This is a genomic window from Chamaesiphon sp. VAR_48_metabat_135_sub, from assembly GCF_031418915.1.
Lineage (GTDB): Bacteria > Cyanobacteriota > Cyanobacteriia > Cyanobacteriales > Chamaesiphonaceae > Chamaesiphon.
Genome location: NZ_JANOJV010000168.1, coordinates 1 through 18,780, shown reverse-complemented (window position 1 = coordinate 18,780; position 18,780 = coordinate 1). Strand labels below are relative to the sequence as shown.

Annotated in this window: 16 protein-coding genes and 2 pseudogenes; 7 read left to right on the top strand and 11 right to left on the bottom strand. The window is 44.5% G+C overall.

What is annotated here, in order from left to right:
• Together RMO55_RS12065 and RMO55_RS22255 are read left to right on the top strand one after the other, a co-directional pair.
• Nucleotides 1–265 (top strand): annotated as a pseudogene (locus RMO55_RS12065) (ABC transporter ATP-binding protein); the annotation flags it as partial.
• A 186-nt stretch (nucleotides 266–451) separates the two neighbouring features.
• Nucleotides 452–565 (top strand): annotated as a pseudogene (locus RMO55_RS22255) (transposase); the annotation flags it as partial.
• A gap of 12 nt (nucleotides 566–577) precedes the next feature.
• Here the strand turns inward: RMO55_RS22255 and RMO55_RS12060 are convergent.
• Genes RMO55_RS12060 through RMO55_RS12045 form a run of 4 tightly spaced genes read right to left on the bottom strand, consistent with a single transcriptional unit; the run spans nucleotide 578 to nucleotide 3,198 of the window.
• Nucleotides 578–1,180 carry a Uma2 family endonuclease gene (locus RMO55_RS12060; protein ID WP_310426822.1) on the bottom strand — a complete coding sequence of 201 codons (603 nt, stop codon included), beginning with the start codon at nucleotides 1,178–1,180 and terminating at the stop codon, nucleotides 578–580.
• Between the two features lie 47 nt (nucleotides 1,181–1,227).
• Nucleotides 1,228–1,905 carry an ATP-dependent Zn protease gene (locus tag RMO55_RS12055; RefSeq protein WP_310426821.1) on the bottom strand — a complete coding sequence of 226 codons (678 nt, stop codon included), beginning with the start codon at nucleotides 1,903–1,905 and terminating at the stop codon, nucleotides 1,228–1,230.
• A 39-nt stretch (nucleotides 1,906–1,944) separates the two neighbouring features.
• The gene (locus RMO55_RS12050; protein ID WP_310426819.1) at nucleotides 1,945–2,667 is read right to left on the bottom strand and encodes a serine protease; all 723 of its coding nucleotides are present in this window, start codon (nucleotides 2,665–2,667) and stop codon (nucleotides 1,945–1,947) included.
• Nucleotides 2,668–3,198: a COP23 domain-containing protein gene (locus RMO55_RS12045; protein WP_310426818.1), complete on the bottom strand. Its 531-nt coding sequence runs from the start codon at nucleotides 3,196–3,198 to the stop codon at nucleotides 2,668–2,670.
• 302 nt (nucleotides 3,199–3,500) lie between these two features.
• Between RMO55_RS12045 and RMO55_RS12040 the strand changes: the two genes are divergently transcribed.
• Entirely contained in the window at nucleotides 3,501–4,967 is a 1,467-nt protein-coding gene (locus tag RMO55_RS12040) for a protein kinase domain-containing protein (RefSeq protein WP_310426816.1), read from the top strand.
• Nucleotides 4,968–5,041: 74 nt separating this feature from the next.
• Here the strand turns inward: RMO55_RS12040 and RMO55_RS12035 are convergent, their stop codons facing one another.
• The 3 genes from RMO55_RS12035 to RMO55_RS12025 all read right to left on the bottom strand — a co-directional run bounded on the left by RMO55_RS12035 (nucleotide 5,042) and on the right by RMO55_RS12025 (nucleotide 8,794).
• Nucleotides 5,042–7,087, bottom strand: coding sequence for an NAD-binding protein (locus tag RMO55_RS12035; protein ID WP_310426815.1), 2,046 nt, complete (start codon nucleotides 7,085–7,087; stop codon nucleotides 5,042–5,044).
• A 288-nt stretch (nucleotides 7,088–7,375) separates the two neighbouring features.
• Nucleotides 7,376–7,882, bottom strand: coding sequence for a nuclear transport factor 2 family protein (locus tag RMO55_RS12030; RefSeq protein ID WP_310426814.1), 507 nt, complete (start codon nucleotides 7,880–7,882; stop codon nucleotides 7,376–7,378).
• Between the two features lie 138 nt (nucleotides 7,883–8,020).
• The gene (locus RMO55_RS12025) at nucleotides 8,021–8,794 is read right to left on the bottom strand and encodes an HAD family hydrolase (protein ID WP_310426813.1); all 774 of its coding nucleotides are present in this window, start codon (nucleotides 8,792–8,794) and stop codon (nucleotides 8,021–8,023) included.
• An 85-nt stretch (nucleotides 8,795–8,879) separates the two neighbouring features.
• Between RMO55_RS12025 and RMO55_RS12020 the strand changes: the two genes are divergently transcribed.
• On the top strand, nucleotides 8,880–9,005 hold the full coding sequence (locus tag RMO55_RS12020; protein WP_310426823.1) for a hypothetical protein: 126 nt from the start codon (nucleotides 8,880–8,882) through the stop codon (nucleotides 9,003–9,005).
• Nucleotides 8,953–9,330 (top strand): transposase, encoded by a 378-nt coding sequence (locus RMO55_RS12015; protein ID WP_310426812.1) that lies wholly within the window; start codon nucleotides 8,953–8,955, stop codon nucleotides 9,328–9,330. The genes RMO55_RS12020 and RMO55_RS12015 overlap by 53 nt, the downstream gene beginning before the upstream one ends.
• Before the next feature lie 537 nt (nucleotides 9,331–9,867).
• Here RMO55_RS12015 and RMO55_RS12010 read toward each other — a convergent pair.
• Nucleotides 9,868–10,590 carry a phosphoadenylyl-sulfate reductase gene (locus RMO55_RS12010; RefSeq protein WP_310426811.1) on the bottom strand — a complete coding sequence of 241 codons (723 nt, stop codon included), beginning with the start codon at nucleotides 10,588–10,590 and terminating at the stop codon, nucleotides 9,868–9,870.
• 145 nt (nucleotides 10,591–10,735) lie between these two features.
• On the opposite strand from RMO55_RS12010, the gene ychF reads away from it, so the two are divergent.
• Both ychF and RMO55_RS12000 read left to right on the top strand, forming a co-directional pair.
• Complete coding sequence (gene ychF, locus RMO55_RS12005) at nucleotides 10,736–11,824, top strand: redox-regulated ATPase YchF (RefSeq protein ID WP_310426810.1); 1,089 nt, start codon at nucleotides 10,736–10,738, stop codon at nucleotides 11,822–11,824.
• A 99-nt stretch (nucleotides 11,825–11,923) separates the two neighbouring features.
• Entirely contained in the window at nucleotides 11,924–13,729 is a 1,806-nt protein-coding gene (locus tag RMO55_RS12000; protein ID WP_310426809.1) for a bifunctional serine/threonine-protein kinase/formylglycine-generating enzyme family protein, read from the top strand.
• Nucleotides 13,730–13,772: 43 nt separating this feature from the next.
• On the opposite strand, the gene RMO55_RS11995 is transcribed toward RMO55_RS12000, so the two are convergent.
• From RMO55_RS11995 to RMO55_RS11985, 3 genes are all read right to left on the bottom strand, one after another.
• Nucleotides 13,773–15,707 carry an ABC-F family ATP-binding cassette domain-containing protein gene (locus tag RMO55_RS11995; RefSeq protein WP_310426808.1) on the bottom strand — a complete coding sequence of 645 codons (1,935 nt, stop codon included), beginning with the start codon at nucleotides 15,705–15,707 and terminating at the stop codon, nucleotides 13,773–13,775.
• Between the two features lie 430 nt (nucleotides 15,708–16,137).
• Complete coding sequence (locus RMO55_RS11990; RefSeq protein ID WP_310426807.1) at nucleotides 16,138–16,767, bottom strand: hypothetical protein; 630 nt, start codon at nucleotides 16,765–16,767, stop codon at nucleotides 16,138–16,140.
• 167 nt (nucleotides 16,768–16,934) lie between these two features.
• The coding region (locus RMO55_RS11985) for a glycoside hydrolase (RefSeq protein ID WP_310426806.1) at nucleotides 16,935–18,780 on the bottom strand (1,846 nt) is incomplete at its 5' end.

Below are 18,780 nucleotides of genomic sequence, written 5' to 3'. Positions count from 1 at the left end.
GAATGCTGATGTCCTGATTCTAGATGAACCAACGGCGGCAATGGATGCCGAAGCCGAAATGAATATCTTCAATCACTTTCGATCGCTCACCCAAGATAAAATGGTAGTCTTAATTTCCCATCGGTTTTCGACAGTCAGAATGGCCGACAAAATCATCGTCATGGCAAATGGTGAAATTATCGAACAAGGTATCCACGAGCAATTAATAGCAGCAGATGGAAGATATGCTCATCTTTTCTCGCTGCAAGCCGCAGGTTATAAATAACTGTTGTGTCTTATTGCGGTGCGTTACGCTTGCAGCTAACACACCCTACATAAGATCGACAAGTAGGGTGTGTTAGCGGTAGCGCGAGCGCACAAAACATCTAGAAATCATAATAGAGTGTATTGGCCGTAGCGTAACGCGGCAACGATCGAACATATTGAAATATGTCCATATTTTTCGATCGGAATGTCTAATTATAGAAGACCTAATGTTTCTGACGGTACTTATTTTATCACTCAAGTGATTTACGATCGAGTCCCCTGGCTTTGTATTGATATTGGGAGAAAAGCTCTTAGCGAAACGCATTAACTGCTATATCATAATTCTTGTTAAATCTAGATTGAATCCAGGGAGCACCATCTCGCAACTAAAAGATGTGGGATTTTGCAAGACTTCTGTTTCTTTATCTAACAGATAAACTTCAACCTGTAGATCTTGGGGATTAATTAATAGTCCGAGCTTTACTCCCAACCGTTGGTATTCGAGCATCTTCGTTTGTAGCGCACTCAATCTGTCAGTGGTAGAGCGGAGTTCTATCACAAAATCGGGAACTACAGGGATAAATTGTTTGAGTGAAATGCCATCAATTCTAGATTTTTCGATCCAAGATACATCGGGGGACATTTTCCCACCACCGATCGATATGAAATCATATCCAGTTGAAGAATCAAAAGTTTTTCCTAGTTCTGTTCTATAGTTCCAAGCATAAACTTGACTCCCCAAGTTCAGATTTTTCTCGCCACTTTCACCAAATGTAGGTGCCATGATAATAAGTTCTCCATTGGCGGTTAATTCCAGGCGTAGCTCTGGATTGTCAAAACACAATCGATCGAACTGTTCTGGGCTAACATGGAGATCTGTACTTCTGACACTAAGTAAAAACTTTTCTGAATCTGTGGCATAAGAGATAGTCATAAAACCTCCAAATTATTTTCTGCCTTGTTGTTATTATGCTAGAATTATCATTTTTTATGAGTATCGATTTGATGACAACAATCAGCCACCACAGTGCGATTACTCATGGCGATTATTAATGCTTGATAGGCTTCCCAGTGAGCTTCAATTAGAGTTTTGGCTTGGAGTGCGGCTAAATTTTCTTGGTAGACTATTTCCTGTTGCTGTTTGCCTGCAAGAAATAATACCCCTTGCAATTTTTGGCGATCTTCACTACCACCTTGAGATTTGTCGTACATCAATTTTTCAGCAGCAATTCCAGCCATCCAAATGGTACAGTATTGTTGTAATAATTGACTAGAAATATTGGTTGGTGGTGGGGCAAACATTACCCCACCCTGTGCTGAATTTCCTTGTTTGACAGATTCCCATGCGGTGAGTGTATAACCAGTAATTGGAATGCCTAGTAAATAAGCAACTAAAAAGTGTCCCGCTTCATGATGAATAATTCGTTGGCGATATGCTGGTTTTGTGCCAGCGATCGCGTCTAAAATCAGAGTAGCTGCGATACTATCGAGTAATAAACCATCAATAGTCGTCCCCACCACGATCGCGAAAATAGCTAAGATCGGGACTGTGGAAGAAATATTCAGTAGCGGTGTGACTAAACTAGAGATAGTCATCCCAAATACACAGATCGCGACTAAATTCAAGGAAATTTGTTTGGTTGGATTATCTGAATTCATCACAATAAGTCGTAAGTCGTATATAAACTATCCACTAATTCAATTATATGTTTGTGACTTCCGATCGACTAAATTGCCCCTAGCGCGGCGATAACGATTGATATCGATCCCGAGTACGGAATTCACAGTTCCAGTCCGTAAATCAACCGTTGCGCGTCCATTGATGCCAACTAAATTACCCCGACTGTCGAGGACTGGGCCGCCACTCATTCCTGGTAAGGCATTAACTGTATATACTAGAGCATAACCATCGCGGGGATAGTGGATTCGTCCCGATAGATTACCGACCAAAAACTGGTATGTTCGGCTCGATAGTTGGGGACTAGGATCTGCCCAACCAGCTACATACAGGGGTTGTCCTTCAGTCAAACTGTCGGAATTACCGATCGAGGCTGTGGAATAACGGTACCCACTCTGAAATTCTAAAATCGCTAAATCTAGTTTACCAACTCTGACGATCTTTTTGGGAGAGAGTGAATGTTTGCGTCGATCGACAGTCTGGACTTTCAATGATGTCGTCGGGATAGATCTACCGCCATAACTGACTACATGCCAGTTACTCACAACGGTATATCGATCTGCTTCATGCTCGATGATTACCCCAGAACCTGTATTAGCACCATCGATCCTGACTGTAATTGTTTTGGCAATATTGCTGACATTAGGTACTAATATCCGCCGCAAAAGATAGCTGGTGAATACACTCGCAGCCGCGATCGTGATGATATTCACTACCTGAATTGTAAAATTAGTTTGACGCAACTATTCTCCTAATAGTCGATCGATATTAACATAAGCATCGCCATTGCGATAGCGCACTAATTGTTCGCCACTTAATTGAATAATTCGTCCCGAAGCGCGCGCGCGCAGATCGAGTAGTTGTTGGAGCATTTGACTAGAATCAGTACCTTTAGGAAGTGTTACCAAGACACTAGTCTTAGGACAAGTATTTCCACTTACGCCCGAATCAACACACAACACTGGATAACTGTTGACATTACCAGTACGAATAAATTTTAATTTACCGTTACGATTAAACCTGTCGAGTCTGGCAGACACTTCGTTACAACGTTCGTTGATATTATTGTACCGTCCGGTAAAGGAATTGACCCACCGAATCGTGGGCATATTACCCCTAACTGTTTTGACAACAGTGATAGGTTCCCCATTCACTACTTCACATCTAAACTTTCGACTGGGTTGAGCTTGGCTAGGCTCCAGCCATTGGGGGGTAATTGCGAAGATCGCAGCTAGTAGAAAAACACCAGAAAATTTACGGATGAGAGGAAGCATTCTCAACAAGATAAATGGATAAAATCATTCCCCCTCAGCCCAATCGAGAATCAGAATTGCTCGTGGTGACTAAATAGGAGTTAATTTATCAACTATTATAGTCATAGTTAGAATATATTCTCATTAACTTTGTACCGTAAATATACTGAATTTAGAGATCGAAAATCAGCTATATGTATTAGCCAATTGACGATCTCGATCGCCACAATTATCGTCAATACATGCTTAGATATTGGATTAGTTGAATTGAAATACTATCTTCCCAGAATGTATTCTCAAGTATTATCTTCCCACCAGGCTATATGTTAGGTACCATACTTCGTTCTCATTACAAAATAGTTAAGGTGCTAGGGATCGGCAAGTCTGGGATTACTTATTTAGCAATAGATCTGGATCTAATCGATTCCCCATTATATGTAGTCAAAGAAATTCAGGATGGCAAGCATCAGCCAGTCCTACCTCAACTAGCTGAAAAAATATTTGAAATCCAAGGAACGATCTCTCATCGAGTCGGACAGCATCCCCAAATACCCTCGTTAGTTGCTAACTTTGAAGAAAATAGCCGTAGATATTTAGTCCGTGAATATATTGATGGTGAATTCCTCAGTCGAGAACTGCGTGCGAATTCAACGTGGAGCCAGACACAGGTATTTGATTTTTTGATGGATTTAGTTGGCATTTTATCATTTGTACATAGCTTGAAATATATTCACCAAGATGTTAATCCTCATAATATTATTCGTCGCAGTGATGATGGCAGATTTAATTTAATTGGGTTTAGTTCTGTCAAAGATTTAGAAAGTACTTGGTACAACACTACTGACGATCGGCATCATAACCTCAACAATCCAAGCTATATTCCCTACGAACAAGAACAGAGCATGTCGCAATTTAATAGCGATATTTATGCGGTTGGTGCAATTGCTATTCAAGCTCTGACTGGTAAATTTCCGCTCGATAGAGATCCCGATAGTTATGAGTTTAAATGGCGCGATGATGTCAATATTAACGATAAATTGATAAAAATTATCGATCGGATGGTGCGCCCCGACTACCGCAATCGTTATCAATCGGCATTAGAAATATTAGAAAATCTCCAATCTTTCGCGCTGACTCAGATCCCTACAAATAAATCGCATCAACTCAAACCTCATCTCATCTTTGGAACTGCGGCTTGTACTTTATTGCTAGGATTTGGGATTGCAAAACTACTCTCAGCTTCAACCAACAAACCCCAACTATCACCACCAAAAGTAACCGTCACTAAAACTTTACCTGCAACAACGGTTAGTAGTGAAGTGAGTTGGAAGATTTATACAGACAAAATCGCTAAAATCAAAATTAAATATGCGGCCAATTGGCAGATGGAGAATCTGCATAATGTTGTCACTGGAGAAAATGCCACCTTTATTAGTGCTAAACAAAATTTAGCAGACAAGTATCGTGAAAATGTCTCAATTCGGGTAGAAAACTTGATGAATCCTCAGATGACCTTATCAAATTATACTAAATCGGCGATCGCGGAAATTAAGAAATACGATCGAGGGGCTAAGACGATCGAATCTAGTTCGACAAAATTAGCCAAAAAACCAGCTATTTTAGTTGTATATACTGGTAAAGATGAAAATTTACTACCGATTAAAAATCTTGAAGTTTGGACGATCGATCGTGGCAAAGCTTATATTGTCAGCTACAAAGCCGAACCCGATCGATACTATCAATTTCTAGAAACTGCGTTGACGATGATTAATTCCTTTGAATTGAAATAATTTCAAACCTTCCAGTTACGGCACTGTTCAACTATAGGGTGTGTTTAAACACCCAATTGTGAATCATCCGCTGCCTATTTTGCTTGATTCAGCGGAACGAGAGCTGCTTGGACTTGGATCTGGATTAACTCCTTCACCAACCTTTGTCCTTGATGTTTGTAGAGCAAGGTTGGTAGCGTAGCGGGGAGGGCGAGCATCAATTTTTGCACCGTCTCCACCGGACAACCCGTACCTCTGGCGATCGCCTGGATACCTTCTACAGTAGCAGATGGAGTCAAAACTCCCTCTACCCGCAACCGCCAACTTTTGGGTTTGATACTGATCCGTCCCTGTTCGATCCGTCGCAAAGCGTCGATCGTTGCTAGTACAATTAATCGATCGCCTACATGCAGCCGGAGATCGTCTGTAGGTAGCAATGTCGCTGGATGTTCTGGTTGTTGATGGAGAATTGGCATCGCCTCGTAGCCATACGCCACATCAGCCAGCAGTAACCCATTCAGGGTATCGATCGATTCAATTTGGTATTCTGTCACCAAAATTGTTTGGTTATTAAATCGAAATAGATCGATAATATTTTCGCCAAAAGCAGCACCAGCAAATGCTTCGGCGGCGACTGTCTGGATATCGAGAATCTGCGCTTGGGGTAAAATCTGGGGGAGCAGCTCGCTCAAGTGTTGTCCTGCTGTCCGCAGTACCAACCGACAATCGGGATTGACGAGCTGAATCATCAGCGCAATTTCGAGGTTGAGAATTTGATCGGCAGTGACAACCACCACGCTCTTGGCGGTGGCGCAATTAGCCTGAACTAAAGCTGGAGTCAAATTACTGGTAACGATCGGCAGATAGGGTAAAATTGCCGCATCCACATCCACGCCAAGCGTCATCCCCACGAGCGGTTGACGCAAATCGTGAAGTAAATCTGCGACTTGTTGTCCGATTCGCCCCAACCCGATAGTTACAATATGTTCCTGTTGGGGCACTGGGGGACGATGTTGAATAAATTGAAATTTGGACGATAATAGAGCTTCGGTGAGGATAGCGTACAACACCCCCACAAACGCAGTACCAACGATCGTCAGCCCCAAGGCAAATAACCTCAACCACCACGGAATCGGCTCCACCTGTTGAAAATTACCAAATAAATCGCCATAACCCCCCAGCAGCAAAATCGCCGTGTCAAAAAAAGCCGCCCAGGAGCTAATCCCAGGATAATGTTGTTGAAATAAGAAGGTACCGATCGCTAACAAACCGAGGACTGTAATGCCATAGAGGACAGCCAGCCGCTGCACTTGCGATTTTAATCCGAGTTGCCAAAACTGGAATAATTGCGATCGCCAGCCTTGCCAAGAGTCTGCTAGGACTGTCTGGGGCGACGATCGGTTGTGACTGTTCCGGCGGGGAGATGCTCGTTCCGAGTGGTTGCTAGTCTGTCGATCGAGACTGGTATGGGGATCGACTACCTCGACATAAACGAGCCAATCTCCCGCTCGAATGGGCGTGGATTGTGCCCACTGATGAAAGGTAGCAGGTAGTCGCTGAGATGCCCCTGCATGAGCTAGTAGGCGGCGGCTGGAGGTATTAAATCGATCGAGATGGCGCAGATTCAGCCAAGGGGAACCAGGCTCCACCTGGCTCTGGACGATTTGGATTCTTTGTTGCTCTAGCGTAAAAAAACCTAGAAGGGTAGTCCCTAAAGCAGCCAGCGCGAAAGCCTTCGCAGGTAAAGCGGTGGGATCGTAGGCGACAAAATTGCCCAGTTGTTGACTGAGAAGGCGATTGAGATTGGTTTTGCTCGAACGGAGTACCAGTCGAATGTGGGGATTGAGTTGGCGGATTGCTAATGCCGTTTCGATATTTACCTGCTCGTTAGTGGTGAGGAGCAGTGCGGCGCGACACTGGCCGATTTTGGCTTGTTCCAGCACGCTTTTGTGGCGACAATCTCCCCAAATTAAGGTATCTAATAAATCGGGAATGTTGGCAATTTCCCAATTTTGCGGCTGGATTTGCTCGATCGCAACTAAACCCACCTCAAACTCTTTGAGTGCCACCACACAATGCTGACCTAAACTACCCAGCCCGCAAATCAAAAACCAATCGGCTCTACCAAACATGGTATACATAATCGATTAGCCTGTTTTGAGACTACCCGATCGAATTATCCAATAATGGCAAGCCAATTCGCTCGATCGGATATGATTATTTGCAAAGTTATTTGAGTTGCTGCATAGTCTGTGTTACCTCACCCCAGTCCTCCCCTTATCAAGCGGATGCTCGCACGCCTTTGTTCCCCGACGATTTAGCGACCCCTTTATAAGCTACCGTCTATGGTGTTGGGGGAAATGCTCTATGGTTTGTAGGTAACAAAGTTGACCTTTTAAACATCCTCTAAAGAGATCGAACTGAAATACTTACCCTTTAAAAGTTTGTCCATTAAAAGTAGTTTGACTGGTCAAAATTTTACTCTCTTTCAATCGCCATCCTTGGGGAGTTTTTAGCCACAAATTGCGGGATGTTTGATTGATGATAATTTTGTTAAAGCCAGCTACAGTGCCTTCAGTCTTTTGTTCGATCGCGACATCTATCCCAGTATCATTAACATCAATATTTTTAATAGTTGTTTGATTAGATGTTAATTTAATATTGAACCGATTGAAGAGATTATCGTAATGTTCGCGAAATTCTGCCAATGTTTGTTTCTTCCCTTCAGGGCTGATACTCACATAGTCTGGGGTAAATAGTGCTGTTGCCCCTTTGATATCTTTACGCACAAAGGCGGCATTGATTCGATCGTAGTTTGTTTGGATCGTCGGCTGAATTTTGGGGTTGTTTTCTGCAGATACAGGTGCAATTGTGACAATCGCTACAGAAATCAAAGCAGTTGAAAGGAACGCATTTTTTGTGGAGAAGAAAATCATATTTAAGCTTGGTCGATCGTACTGTCGTAATTGACGGACATAGTAATTTAAAAGTTCCTGAAATTAGTTGATAGTAGTTGCTGCTATATCCCCGACTTCTCCAAGAAGCGGCTCGCGCTCCTCGGGTTCCCCGAGGGTTTAGCGAGACAAGAAGTCGGGGATATGTCCTACCAATTCGCAAAATCCGGCTACTTCGGGCAGTTTTGTAAGATATTGGGGTTGATGTAATAACTGGCTGGTGTAGTGTTGAATATTGGCAACACCAACTGAGTGAGGAAATAAGGATCGATCGAACATAGTAGCATCGTTAGGACTATCGCCAACGGTAATTATCTGTGTCGGGTTAATCTCGGGGAAATATTGTTTGAGTACATGTAAAATTGCCGCTCCTTTGTCTTGCTGTTGCGGTTTAATATGGCATTGAACGGTACTAAAAGTAAAACTATAACCCCATGCTTGGCATTGTCGATCGATTGCAGCTAATTCTAAATCGCTTAAACCAGCCACATCAAATGTCCAGTCAGTAATCCGAAATTGATTATCACTAGATTCTTCAATTTGAGGATAGCGTTCTTGCAATTCCCAAAACCGATTTGCTAACTCCGATCGATGTGCTTCGATGCTTTCAATCCGCGTAATAAAATCGAAACTACTACTATTTTGACTAAAGTATAATCCCCCATTTTCGGCGATCGAACCCGCCACAGGTAGATAATTATTCACCGCACTCACCCAACCCGCAGATCTACCAGTAACTAATAGTAATTTTATCCCCTTGGCATGGAGTAGATCGATCGATTCTAATAGCGCAGGCGTAAATTTACCCCCACGAGTGAGAGTACCATCGATATCCGTCGCAATGAGACGAATATCTGTCAATCGATCGGGCGTTAAAGGTAGGTTAGATGTCACAGAAGTTTATTAGTTTTGTCGTGATCGCAGTCCCAGGATATCTGTAAAAGGCACCTCTACGCAATTAGCGCATCGATCTACTGGGATGAAGGTTCGCCTTACTTATAAGACGGCGGTGAATAATGGTGTCAAAGCTCTAGAATCTTTAATGCTTGCTTATGAAGCCAGCGGGGAGTCTTTACCAGAACCAAAACTATTGCTGTGTAACTGAATGGCGATCGATCGTTACTTTAGTTACGGTGGTTATTTCTATTCCACCGAGCATAGCAGTTTCAGAAGTGGTAAGACGAATTAAAGGCAGTAGCTCTCATTTTGCCAATCGCATCAAACGTGATGGCATACAACCAGGAGATCGAGAATCAACCTTTGCTTGGCAACGAGAATATGGTGTATTTTCTCTAGGTGGACAACAACTCGTTGGCAAAGCCTCTCTGAAAGAGAATCGAGCAATTGCCCATGTGATAAATCAAAAAGAACATCATGCCCGAGGATCGATCGAGCGTTTCCTAGAACCAGACATTATTCGATCGTCCTAGTCCACTTGAGCGGTTGTCGCCGAAGTAATCGGGCTGGCGATTGTGACTAAGCACAATGGTTTACGCTTGGTACTCAACGTCAGTTCGGGTTAAGGATCTCCACGCAATGACTTCTGGCTTCGTTCCATTACCACCCGCTACTAAAGTGCGGTGCTAATAGTTCAAGTCTGTTAAAACAGACTGATAGATTCTTGTTAGTCTGTTTTAACAGACTTGAGCTATTAGCCTGGGGATTAATCCCCAGGCGGGTAAAGAGCGGAGCACAAAGCGATCGATCGGCAATCCTTAACCCGAACTGACGTTACTTAGTCACTAACCACCCGCAGATAAATCGCGGGGCGATTGTCTTAGTCCACACTCACTCATCGTTTTGGCTGTCAAACTCCGATAAACACTGTTCGATCTGCTAGTCGCATTGTTGGATTTGTTGTTGTATAGATGTCATCCAGATTCAACTCTTGTTTAAATTTATGAGGTCGATAATGGCTAAAACATAGATGGTGGGCAGTGCCCACCCTAAACCCTAAACCCTAAACCCTACTTTGCGTGCAAACCACATTCTTTTTGAGTGGCTTCTTCCCACCACCAGCGTCCTTCTCGCTCGTGTTGTTGGGGGAGAGTGGGTTTGGTACAGGGTTCGCAACCGATGCTGATAAAGCCGCGTTCGTGGAGGGAATTGTAGGGTACTTCTAGAGCGCGAATATATGTCCAGACATCGGCAGACGACCAATTCGCTAAGGGGTTAAACTTAACTAAAGGATGGTCGGGTGTGGAGAAACCACCATCGGCTTGAATCGCGGGTACACTGGCGCGAGTAGAGGGACTTTGATCCTTGCGTTGTCCGGTAATCCAGGCATCGAGGGTGGCTAATTTACGGCGGAGGGGGGCTACCTTGCGCACACCACAGCATTCTTGATGTCCATCCTCATAGAAACTGAATAAACCTTTGGCTTTGACGAGAGCTTCGACTGGAGCCGCCTCTGGATAGATGACATCGATCGCGATACCATAGTGTTTGCGGACTCGATCGATAAACTGATAGGTTTCGGGATGAAGCCGACCAGTATCGAGACTAAAGACTCGGACATTGGGGTTAATCTTGTACGCCATGTCAATCAAGACCACATCCTCAGCCCCACTGAAGGAAATGGAAATATTATCGAATAGACTCAATGCTCGTTTGATAATTTCTTGGGGACTTTGCTGGCTGAGTTCCGCATCGAGGGTGGGAAAATCAAGTTCCATAGTCGTCTGGGTCATGGTTGTCTGCTCTGGAAAAATTAAGGATTGCGCTCATCGTCTGACGACATTTTACAAGAGAAGGGCGGGCAGATGAAAGCCGATTCTGTAACGAGAATCGTTTATAATCAGATTGCGGAAGTTGTGATCAAATTTAGACTAAAACATGCTGAAAGCTGGAATCGTGGGACTGCCAAATGTGGGCAAATCAACATTATTTAATGCCCTAGTTGCCAATGCCAAAGCTGAAGCTGCTAACTATCCGTTTTGCACGATCGAGCCGAATGTGGGTAGCGTTTCAGTACCCGACGAGCGGCTGCAAGTCCTCGCCAATATGGTGAATTCCGAAAGTGTTGTCCCCACGCGGGTAGAGTTTGTCGATATTGCGGGTTTAGTCAAAGGAGCCAGTAAGGGCGAAGGTTTGGGGAGTAAGTTCCTCTCCCACATTCGGGAAGTAGATACCCTGGTGCAAGTCGTCCGCTGTTTTGAGGACGATGATATCATCCATGTATCGGGGGAGGTCAATCCCAAGGAAGATATTGAAGTCATTAATCTCGAATTAATTCTCGCAGATATCGACCAAATCGAGAAACGGATCGATCGAGCCAGAAAAACAGCCAGAACCAGTAAGGAAGCCCAAATCGAAGTCGTCGCCTTAGAAAAACTCCTCGTCGATCTCAATGCAGGGAAACCAGCCCGCAAAGTCGAACTGACTGACGAAGAAAGCGAAAGCATTAAAGGATTAGGATTGCTCACTCGCAAACCGATGATTTATGCCGCGAATGTCTCCGAAGACGATCTCGCCACTGGAAATCACTTTGTCGAACAGGTAAAATTAGTCGCCGCAGCCGAAGATGCTCAAGTAACGATCGTTTCCGCCCAAGTCGAAGCCGAACTGCTGGAACTACCAGCCGCAGAGAAAGCCGAATTCCTCGAATCCCTAGGCGTAACAGAAGGTGGTCTAAAGTCCCTGATTCGGGCTACCTATCACTTACTCGGACTGCGCACTTACTTTACCACAGGGCCGAAGGAAACCCGCGCCTGGACGATTAAAGCAGGGATGTTTGCACCCCAAGCAGCAGGGGTGATTCACTCCGACTTCGAGAAAGGTTTTATTCGGGCGAAAACGATTTCCTATGCTGATATGGTAGCCACTGGCTCGATGCAAGCTGCCAAGGATAAAGGAGTACTTCGCAGTGAAGGGAAGGAATATCTAGTCCAAGAAGGGGACATTATGGAATTCCTACATTCTTGATGCGATTACCTACAGCGAGTATATTTATTTACTCTCAATGGGAATAATACTATTAACCGCGTATTTCCTGAAACTATTTCCGCCTTAGTTTCTCTTTCCATGAGCTACTGCATCAACCCCAATTGCCCTGCCCCCGCCGAAAATAGCTCGGACAATAATTTTTGCTTGTCTTGCGGTGCCCAAATGTTCCTCAAAGACCGCTATCGCGCCCAGCAGCTATTGGGGCAAGGCGGTTTTGGCAAAACCTTCAAAGCGGTCGATGAATACCAGTCTCGTAAGCCCCTGTGTGTCATCAAACAGTTTGCCTTTAGCAATAATAATCCTAAAATTAGACAGACGGCTCTGGATTTATTCTACGATGAAGCAAAGCATCTGGAATCATTGGGCAAGCACATGCAAATTCCCGAACTTTTTGCTTACTTTGATATCGAAGGACAACCCTATCTAGTTCAACAGTTTATCGACGGGCAAGATTTACAGCAGGAACTAGCTACAGCGGGTACATTTAACCAAACCAAGATCCGCGAATTACTAAAGTCACTGTTACCAGTTTTAGACTTCCTTCACCATCAATCACCACCAGTCATCCATCGGGATATTAAGCCAGCTAATATCATTCGACAACGCAGCGATGGGGGTTTCATCTTAGTCGATTTTGGTGCGGCGAAACAGGCGACTCGAACGATGTTGGCTAAAACTGGTACGGTGATTGGTAGCCCCGAATATGTAGCTCCCGAACAAGCTAGAGGGAAGCCCGCATTTGCCAGCGATATTTATAGTCTGGGGGTGACATGTATTTACTTGCTAACTCAAGTTTCACCCTTTGACTTATTCGATCTCAGTGCAGATACTTGGGTATGGCGAGATTATTTAGTCGATAATCCCGTGGATGAAGGGTTAGGCAAGGTATTAGACAAGATGATTGCTAATGCGCTACCGCAAAGGTATCAGTCGGCGACGGCGGTATTAGCGGCATTAGGGGGAGGGGGGAGTGTGGGAAGTGTGGAAAGTGTGAGGGGAGTACGAGATCGACTAGCGATAAACATCGATGCTCCAGGCTCGATCGAACATTCTACAATACCAACTCACTTACTAAACGAAGGTGCGCCCCTGCTCCAAACTTTCGGGTTTGAGACGGCGAAAGTATCTCACGGTAAAGCTTTCTGGGGCGGTACGAAGGTAATAGTCAAAAAGTCGCCAGGGCGAGCCAATCGCTTCTTCCAAAACTTGGGCGGTAGCATAGGACTACAAATGGTGAACATTCCTGGGGGTACTTTCCTCATGGGCGCACCCAATCTGGAAGAAGGGAGTAGCGATTATCAACGCCCTCAACACCAAGTTAAAGTACCCTCATTTTACATGGGCAAGTATCCAGTTACCCAAGCTCAGTATCAGGCAATTATGGGCGATAATCCATCCTATTTCCAGGGTGGAGATCGACCTGTAGATACGGTTTCCTGGCACGATGCGGTGGCGTTTTGCCAAAAATTGTCACAACGCACCCAGCGGCATTATCGACTGCCTTCAGAAGCCGAATGGGAATATGCTTGTCGGGCGGGTACGACTACACCGTTTTGCTTTGGTGAGACAATCGATCCAGAAGTTGTTAATTATCGCGGTGAAGAGACAACCGTGGTGGGAATTTTCCCTGCGAATAGTTATGGGTTGTATGACATGCACGGGAATATCCTGGAATGGTGCGCGGATAAATATCACGGTAATTATCTCGGTGCTCCGACAGATGGCAGCGTCTGGCACAATGACAGCAACAATACCTATATCCTGCGGGGCGGCTCCTGGTACAGTAAATTGAGCTATTGTCGCAGTGCCTTTCGTACCTACCATACTCCAGATTGTCGCTTTCCCTACTTTGGTTTTCGAGTGTGTCTATCTTTGCACTACTAGCCCCGAATTCATTCGCGGGCGGCTGAAAACCAATCGCTAAAATCTACGCAAATTCAGCCAGCTCTAACCACCGTTCCGTGGTAGTGTCGAGCGTTTTATTAATTGTTTCTAATTGGCTATTCAAATCCTGAAGCTGACTATAATCTGCCTTTGGCGAGTTTGATAATTGATGTGCCAGCTTAACTTTATCAGCCTCCAATTTAGCTATTTGAGTTTCCAGCTTGGTAAATTCCCGTTGCTCCCATGTCGATAAACGGCGTTTCTTTGCTTCCTCTTTCGGTGCTTCTAATAACGCCACTGGTGCAGCTTTGGCAACTGATTTAGTAGTTTGATTTTTTATAGCTAGTTTATCAGCAGTAGCTTCGGCTTGTTTATAGTCGAGATAGACAGAATAATTACCTGGATATTCACGAATTTTACCTTCGGGTTCGAGGGCAAATATTTTCTCTACAGTTCGATCGAGGAAGTACCGATCGTGGGAAACTACGATTACGCAACCATTAAATTCGGACAGATATTCTTCTAATACACCGAGGGTTTGCACATCGAGATCGTTTGTCGGTTCATCGAGAATTAACACATTCGGCGTACTCATCAGTACGCGCAACAAAAATAACCGTCGTTTTTCACCACCTGATAGTTTATTAATCGGCGTGTATTGTTGGTTGGGTGTAAATAGAAACCGCTCCAACATTTGCGACGCACTAATTTGACTACCATCGGCAACTTTGACATATTCACCGACTTCTTTAATATAGTCGATCGCGCGCAGTTGTTCTGTACCTGCTTCTAGTAAGTCTTCAGAGTGTTGATCGAAGTAACCGATGTGAATGGTGCTACCGATATCTACCGTGCCGCTATCGGGCTGCAATCGTCCCGTACAGATATCCATCAGGGTTGATTTACCCGTACCATTCTCGCCGATAATTCCAATCCGATCTTCGGGTGAAAATTCGTAGGTAAAATCAGAAATTAAGGTTCGATCGTCATAAGCTTTAGATACGCCCATCACTTCGATTACCTTTTTCCCAATTCTCCGCCCAGGGGTGGTAATATCAACCTTTCCAGTTATTTGTTTAAATTCTTTTTCTTTGAGATCTTCCGCACGTCCGATCCGCGCTTTTTGCTTGGTACTGCGAGCTTTAGCTCCCCGTTGCAACCAGGCTAATTCTCGTCTTAGTAATCCGGCATGTTTGCGCTGGGTGCCAACCATTGATTCTTCGGCTAAAGCCTTCTTTTCTAGATAATAAGTATAGTTACCACTATAAGTAAAAATATCACCTCGATCGATCTCAATAATCCGATTGGTAACTTTATCCAAGAAGTATCGATCGTGCGTAATCAATAAAATCGCCCCCCGATAGCGACTCAAATATTCTTGCAACCATTCCACCGACATTGCATCTAAATGGTTCGTCGGCTCATCCATTAATAATGCGTCTGGCTCAGATAATAACGCCGCTGCTAAGGCAATTCGTTTGCGATATCCACCCGACAAATCGCCGACTTTTGCCTCGAAATCAACAATCCCCAATTTAGTGAGAATAATCTTCGCTTTAGTCTCCACTTCCCACGCATTCAGCGCATCCATCCGCTGCATTACATCAGATAATTTATTCAACAATTCCGTCGATTCATGATTTTCGGGATGAGCTAATTTTTCCGATACTTCTTCATACTCCCGCACCAATTGCATTTGCTCGCCACTATCTGCAAATACCTGCTCTAATACCGTATGATTGGGGTCCATATCTGGCTGTTGCGGCAGATAAATCGTCCGTACCCCAGGATTGAGTAAAATCTGTCCGCCATCGATCGGTTCTAAACCAGCTATCATCTTTAATAACGTCGATTTACCAGATCCATTCATCCCGATCAATCCCACTTTGTCCGCCGCATCTAAGCTAAACGATCCATCTTTGAGAATCTCTTTGATTCCAAAGTCTTTTTTAACAGATTGCAGCGTGAAAATAGTCATAATTGAGTGCTTAGTACTGGGAGGTAGTGCTTAGTTGTGGAAGGGGAAAGGGGAAAGGGTAAGGGGTAAAGGCTAAGAGTGATGTGGGTTTGCCATGCAAATACCCCACCCAATTTTAGCGAAGATCCGCCACGAAAAAGGTAGGGTAATTATCATTGTAGGTCGATCGAGGCTGTTAATGTTGGGTGTTGCTCAATTCGGCTCACTTCGGCTACGCTCAGTGCAAGCCGCTCATTGCAAGCTGTATTGCCCGACACACATGGATATTTCGCCAGCTTGATTCCAGGCTTGATACAATATACTCAGTCCTCGCCATTGCAGGAGTGTCGCTTCGATGACCTTATCAACAGTAGTAGTAACGCATCCTCGATTTGAAAAAGCCGATCTACTGGATGTAGATTAACTTTCAATCGCAAAACCTAGCGAGATTCTATTTCGATATTAATTCTGTGATTTGATTTGGCTTCCCGCGTTCTCCAATGCCAATCCAGCCTCCATCAGCACTAGCAATTGCACAGTATCTAGTCGGACAAATTACCACGATCGATCCATCTGGCTTAGAAAAAGTATACTCATTTAAATTAGCAATACTTACTGATTGAATTATTTTTTTATGGTCCTCTTCCGTAGGATTGAAGCTGCTTTCATCTGGATCGACGATATGATTAGGCGTAAAATCTATGATAGTAGGTTCAATATTCGATCTGCACATATAGTCACTGGCATTGAAAACACCAGTATTTGCTGGATTCATGTTGATGCACTTTGGACTTTGATTTGGACTAATTTTAGATCTGGCTTGATTATTTTTATATTCAAGGTATCTTGCATGAGCAATGGTAGCTACCGCCGATTTTTTATTGTTGACATTTTCAAGGATTTCTTTACAACTATCAGAGCTTTCACCACAGGCTTTGTACCTGATTTCTTTGCTAGGTACAAGCTTCAGTGATGATGTCGGATCGATCCTAATCATGGTATCTTGAGCGCAGCCACTGGTGCCTAGTAGGATCGCCATCACTGATAACGCTCGAAATATTGCTCGATCGGAAAAGTACATAGTCTACACCAAGGTTGATACTGATACTATTCATCAACTTCAACTGTAGATCCGGATTAAAAGTCTATTCCTGCATTTACACAAATAAAAACTGCGATCGAAATGAGCATTCAAACTCTATTTCGATCGCAATTGATTAGTTATTTTGAGCGGCAATACAGCCTATTTTATGGAACTTGGAAATTAATCCAACCTTCCTCTGGTAAATGTTGACGATAACGTCCGCAATCAGAGAACATCAACGCCATTTGCAACCCAGCATCCGGTTCGATATTTAGATCCGCCCAAGGTACAGCGATTTCTAGACACTTATCCCAGGCTACTTGAGCATTGCTCGATCGAGCTTCCCAGCGATCGTAATCCATCGCCTCATGCAACCAAGTATACTTAGTCGTCAGATCGATCAACAACCGATGATGGAACCGATAATTAGTCGGTGCCTGACGCGGTAATTCTGCCAACGGAATCGGACTATTATGTCCGACTGCTGTCGGATAGAACCACACTAGATTCAACTCGTTGGGAATCTCTAATCCAGGTTTCACCCCAGCTTTGAAGTCCATCCGTAGATATAAATTCATATGATCCACACCATAAAATAACCGTTGAATCGGACTAGCCTGGTGCATCGTACCGCTAGCACCGCCAATTTCCAATCGTCCAGCAGAATTCCAATCTTGCTCGTCCCCAGTCCCATCAATAACTGGGTGAATAAAGCTCTCTGGACGGTAAGTAGTCCGGCGTTGGTGAGATTCGACAGCTTGACTCAATTCGGTAGGTACAGCCTCATTTAAAGCCTTGTACAGCGCGATTAAATGTTCGCGAAAAAGCTGGTCGAACATCGCATCTTGGTTCGATGAATGTCCTTCCCCAAACCACCAGAACCAATCTGAACCTTCGGCGGCATATAGAGCTTCCCAGGCGGCAGGATTAGCTGTTTCGGTTGCTTCGGGGTGATTTGCCAATACTTGTCTGGCGGCTGTGAGCAGATCCCAAGCGCGATTTTTGGCAGGATCGCCAATCCAGGTAGTCAGGCTACCATCAACCCAGGAACCTGTATGGAGATCCGCAGGTGGGAAGCTGGCTGTAGGCGGAAACTCATCAAGGAATTCGGAGACAGTCACCAGCTTGATGCTTTCATCGTCGCTGAGGGTTTGATAGAGATGTTCGAGAAAGGGTTTACCATCGAGGTGGTAGTGTTCCCAACAGTTTTCGCCATCTAATGCGATGGTAACTAACCAAGGTTTTTCGAGATCGGTACCTGTGTGCCCCTCCTTCGCAATCAGAGACTTGGAGATCGCATGAAGATGTCCGACTAAATCCGCCGCCGCTGCTTCTGGCTGCATCCCACTATAGGTAAATCCGATCAAATCCGACAACCGATGATCGCGGAATACCATCGACAAATCGCCATCAGGCGTACTTACCTGATAGGGACGATATAATACCTCTGGTTCGAGCACATTTCCCGCACCATCGCGATGAAAATATTGCTTGAGCGTATTCCCCAAAATGGCTTCATCTGTACACAGCCACTTGAAACCCTGACGCGCCACATAAGGCAGCATTTCTGGGCTTACCGCCTGTTCTGACGGCCATAAACCCCGTGGTACACAACCAAAGCGATCTTTGTACATGTCCCAAGCCTTAGTCAAGTGGCGCGGAATATCTTCCGCCCAACTAAACTGTTGCTTAGGTAAGTCCATATTCGGCACGGCTACCCGTCCGACATTGGTATCTGCCAATAGGGGTAAAATCGGGTGAGTATAAGGAGTAGTAGTAACTTCCAACTGTCCCGATTCCTGCATCTTCCGATGTTGGGGGACAATTCGCCGTAATATTTCTCGCTGCTTGGAATAAATCCGCTGTCTGTCGCTTAACGTAAAATCCCGATCCTGTTTCAACCAGGCAGCGATCTCTGGATCTTCCCAGAACAATGGATCGAACCAAGCGAGATTATGCCATGCTAATAAGTCACTATAATCTCGATCGACCCAAGTATCAAAACACCAC

Excerpts from the sequence above, each read along its gene's own strand:
- RMO55_RS12000 (WP_310426809.1), top strand. The coding sequence starts at position 11,924 with ATGAGCTACTGCATCAACCCCAATTGCCCTGCCCCCGCCGAAAATAGC.
- RMO55_RS12055 (WP_310426821.1), bottom strand. The coding sequence starts at position 1,905 with ATGAATTCAGATAATCCAACCAAACAAATTTCCTTGAATTTAGTCGCG.
- ychF (WP_310426810.1), top strand. The coding sequence starts at position 10,736 with ATGCTGAAAGCTGGAATCGTGGGACTGCCAAATGTGGGCAAATCAACA.
- RMO55_RS12030 (WP_310426814.1), bottom strand. The coding sequence starts at position 7,882 with ATGATTTTCTTCTCCACAAAAAATGCGTTCCTTTCAACTGCTTTGATT.
- RMO55_RS12020 (WP_310426823.1), top strand. The coding sequence starts at position 8,880 with ATGAAGGTTCGCCTTACTTATAAGACGGCGGTGAATAATGGTGTCAAA.
- RMO55_RS12010 (WP_310426811.1), bottom strand. The coding sequence starts at position 10,590 with ATGACCCAGACGACTATGGAACTTGATTTTCCCACCCTCGATGCGGAA.
- RMO55_RS12060 (WP_310426822.1), bottom strand. The coding sequence starts at position 1,180 with ATGACTATCTCTTATGCCACAGATTCAGAAAAGTTTTTACTTAGTGTC.
- RMO55_RS12035 (WP_310426815.1), bottom strand. The coding sequence starts at position 7,087 with ATGTATACCATGTTTGGTAGAGCCGATTGGTTTTTGATTTGCGGGCTG.
- RMO55_RS12015 (WP_310426812.1), top strand. The coding sequence starts at position 8,953 with ATGAAGCCAGCGGGGAGTCTTTACCAGAACCAAAACTATTGCTGTGTA.
- RMO55_RS12045 (WP_310426818.1), bottom strand. The coding sequence starts at position 3,198 with ATGCTTCCTCTCATCCGTAAATTTTCTGGTGTTTTTCTACTAGCTGCG.
- RMO55_RS11995 (WP_310426808.1), bottom strand. The coding sequence starts at position 15,707 with ATGACTATTTTCACGCTGCAATCTGTTAAAAAAGACTTTGGAATCAAA.
- RMO55_RS11990 (WP_310426807.1), bottom strand. The coding sequence starts at position 16,767 with ATGTACTTTTCCGATCGAGCAATATTTCGAGCGTTATCAGTGATGGCG.
- RMO55_RS12040 (WP_310426816.1), top strand. The coding sequence starts at position 3,501 with ATGTTAGGTACCATACTTCGTTCTCATTACAAAATAGTTAAGGTGCTA.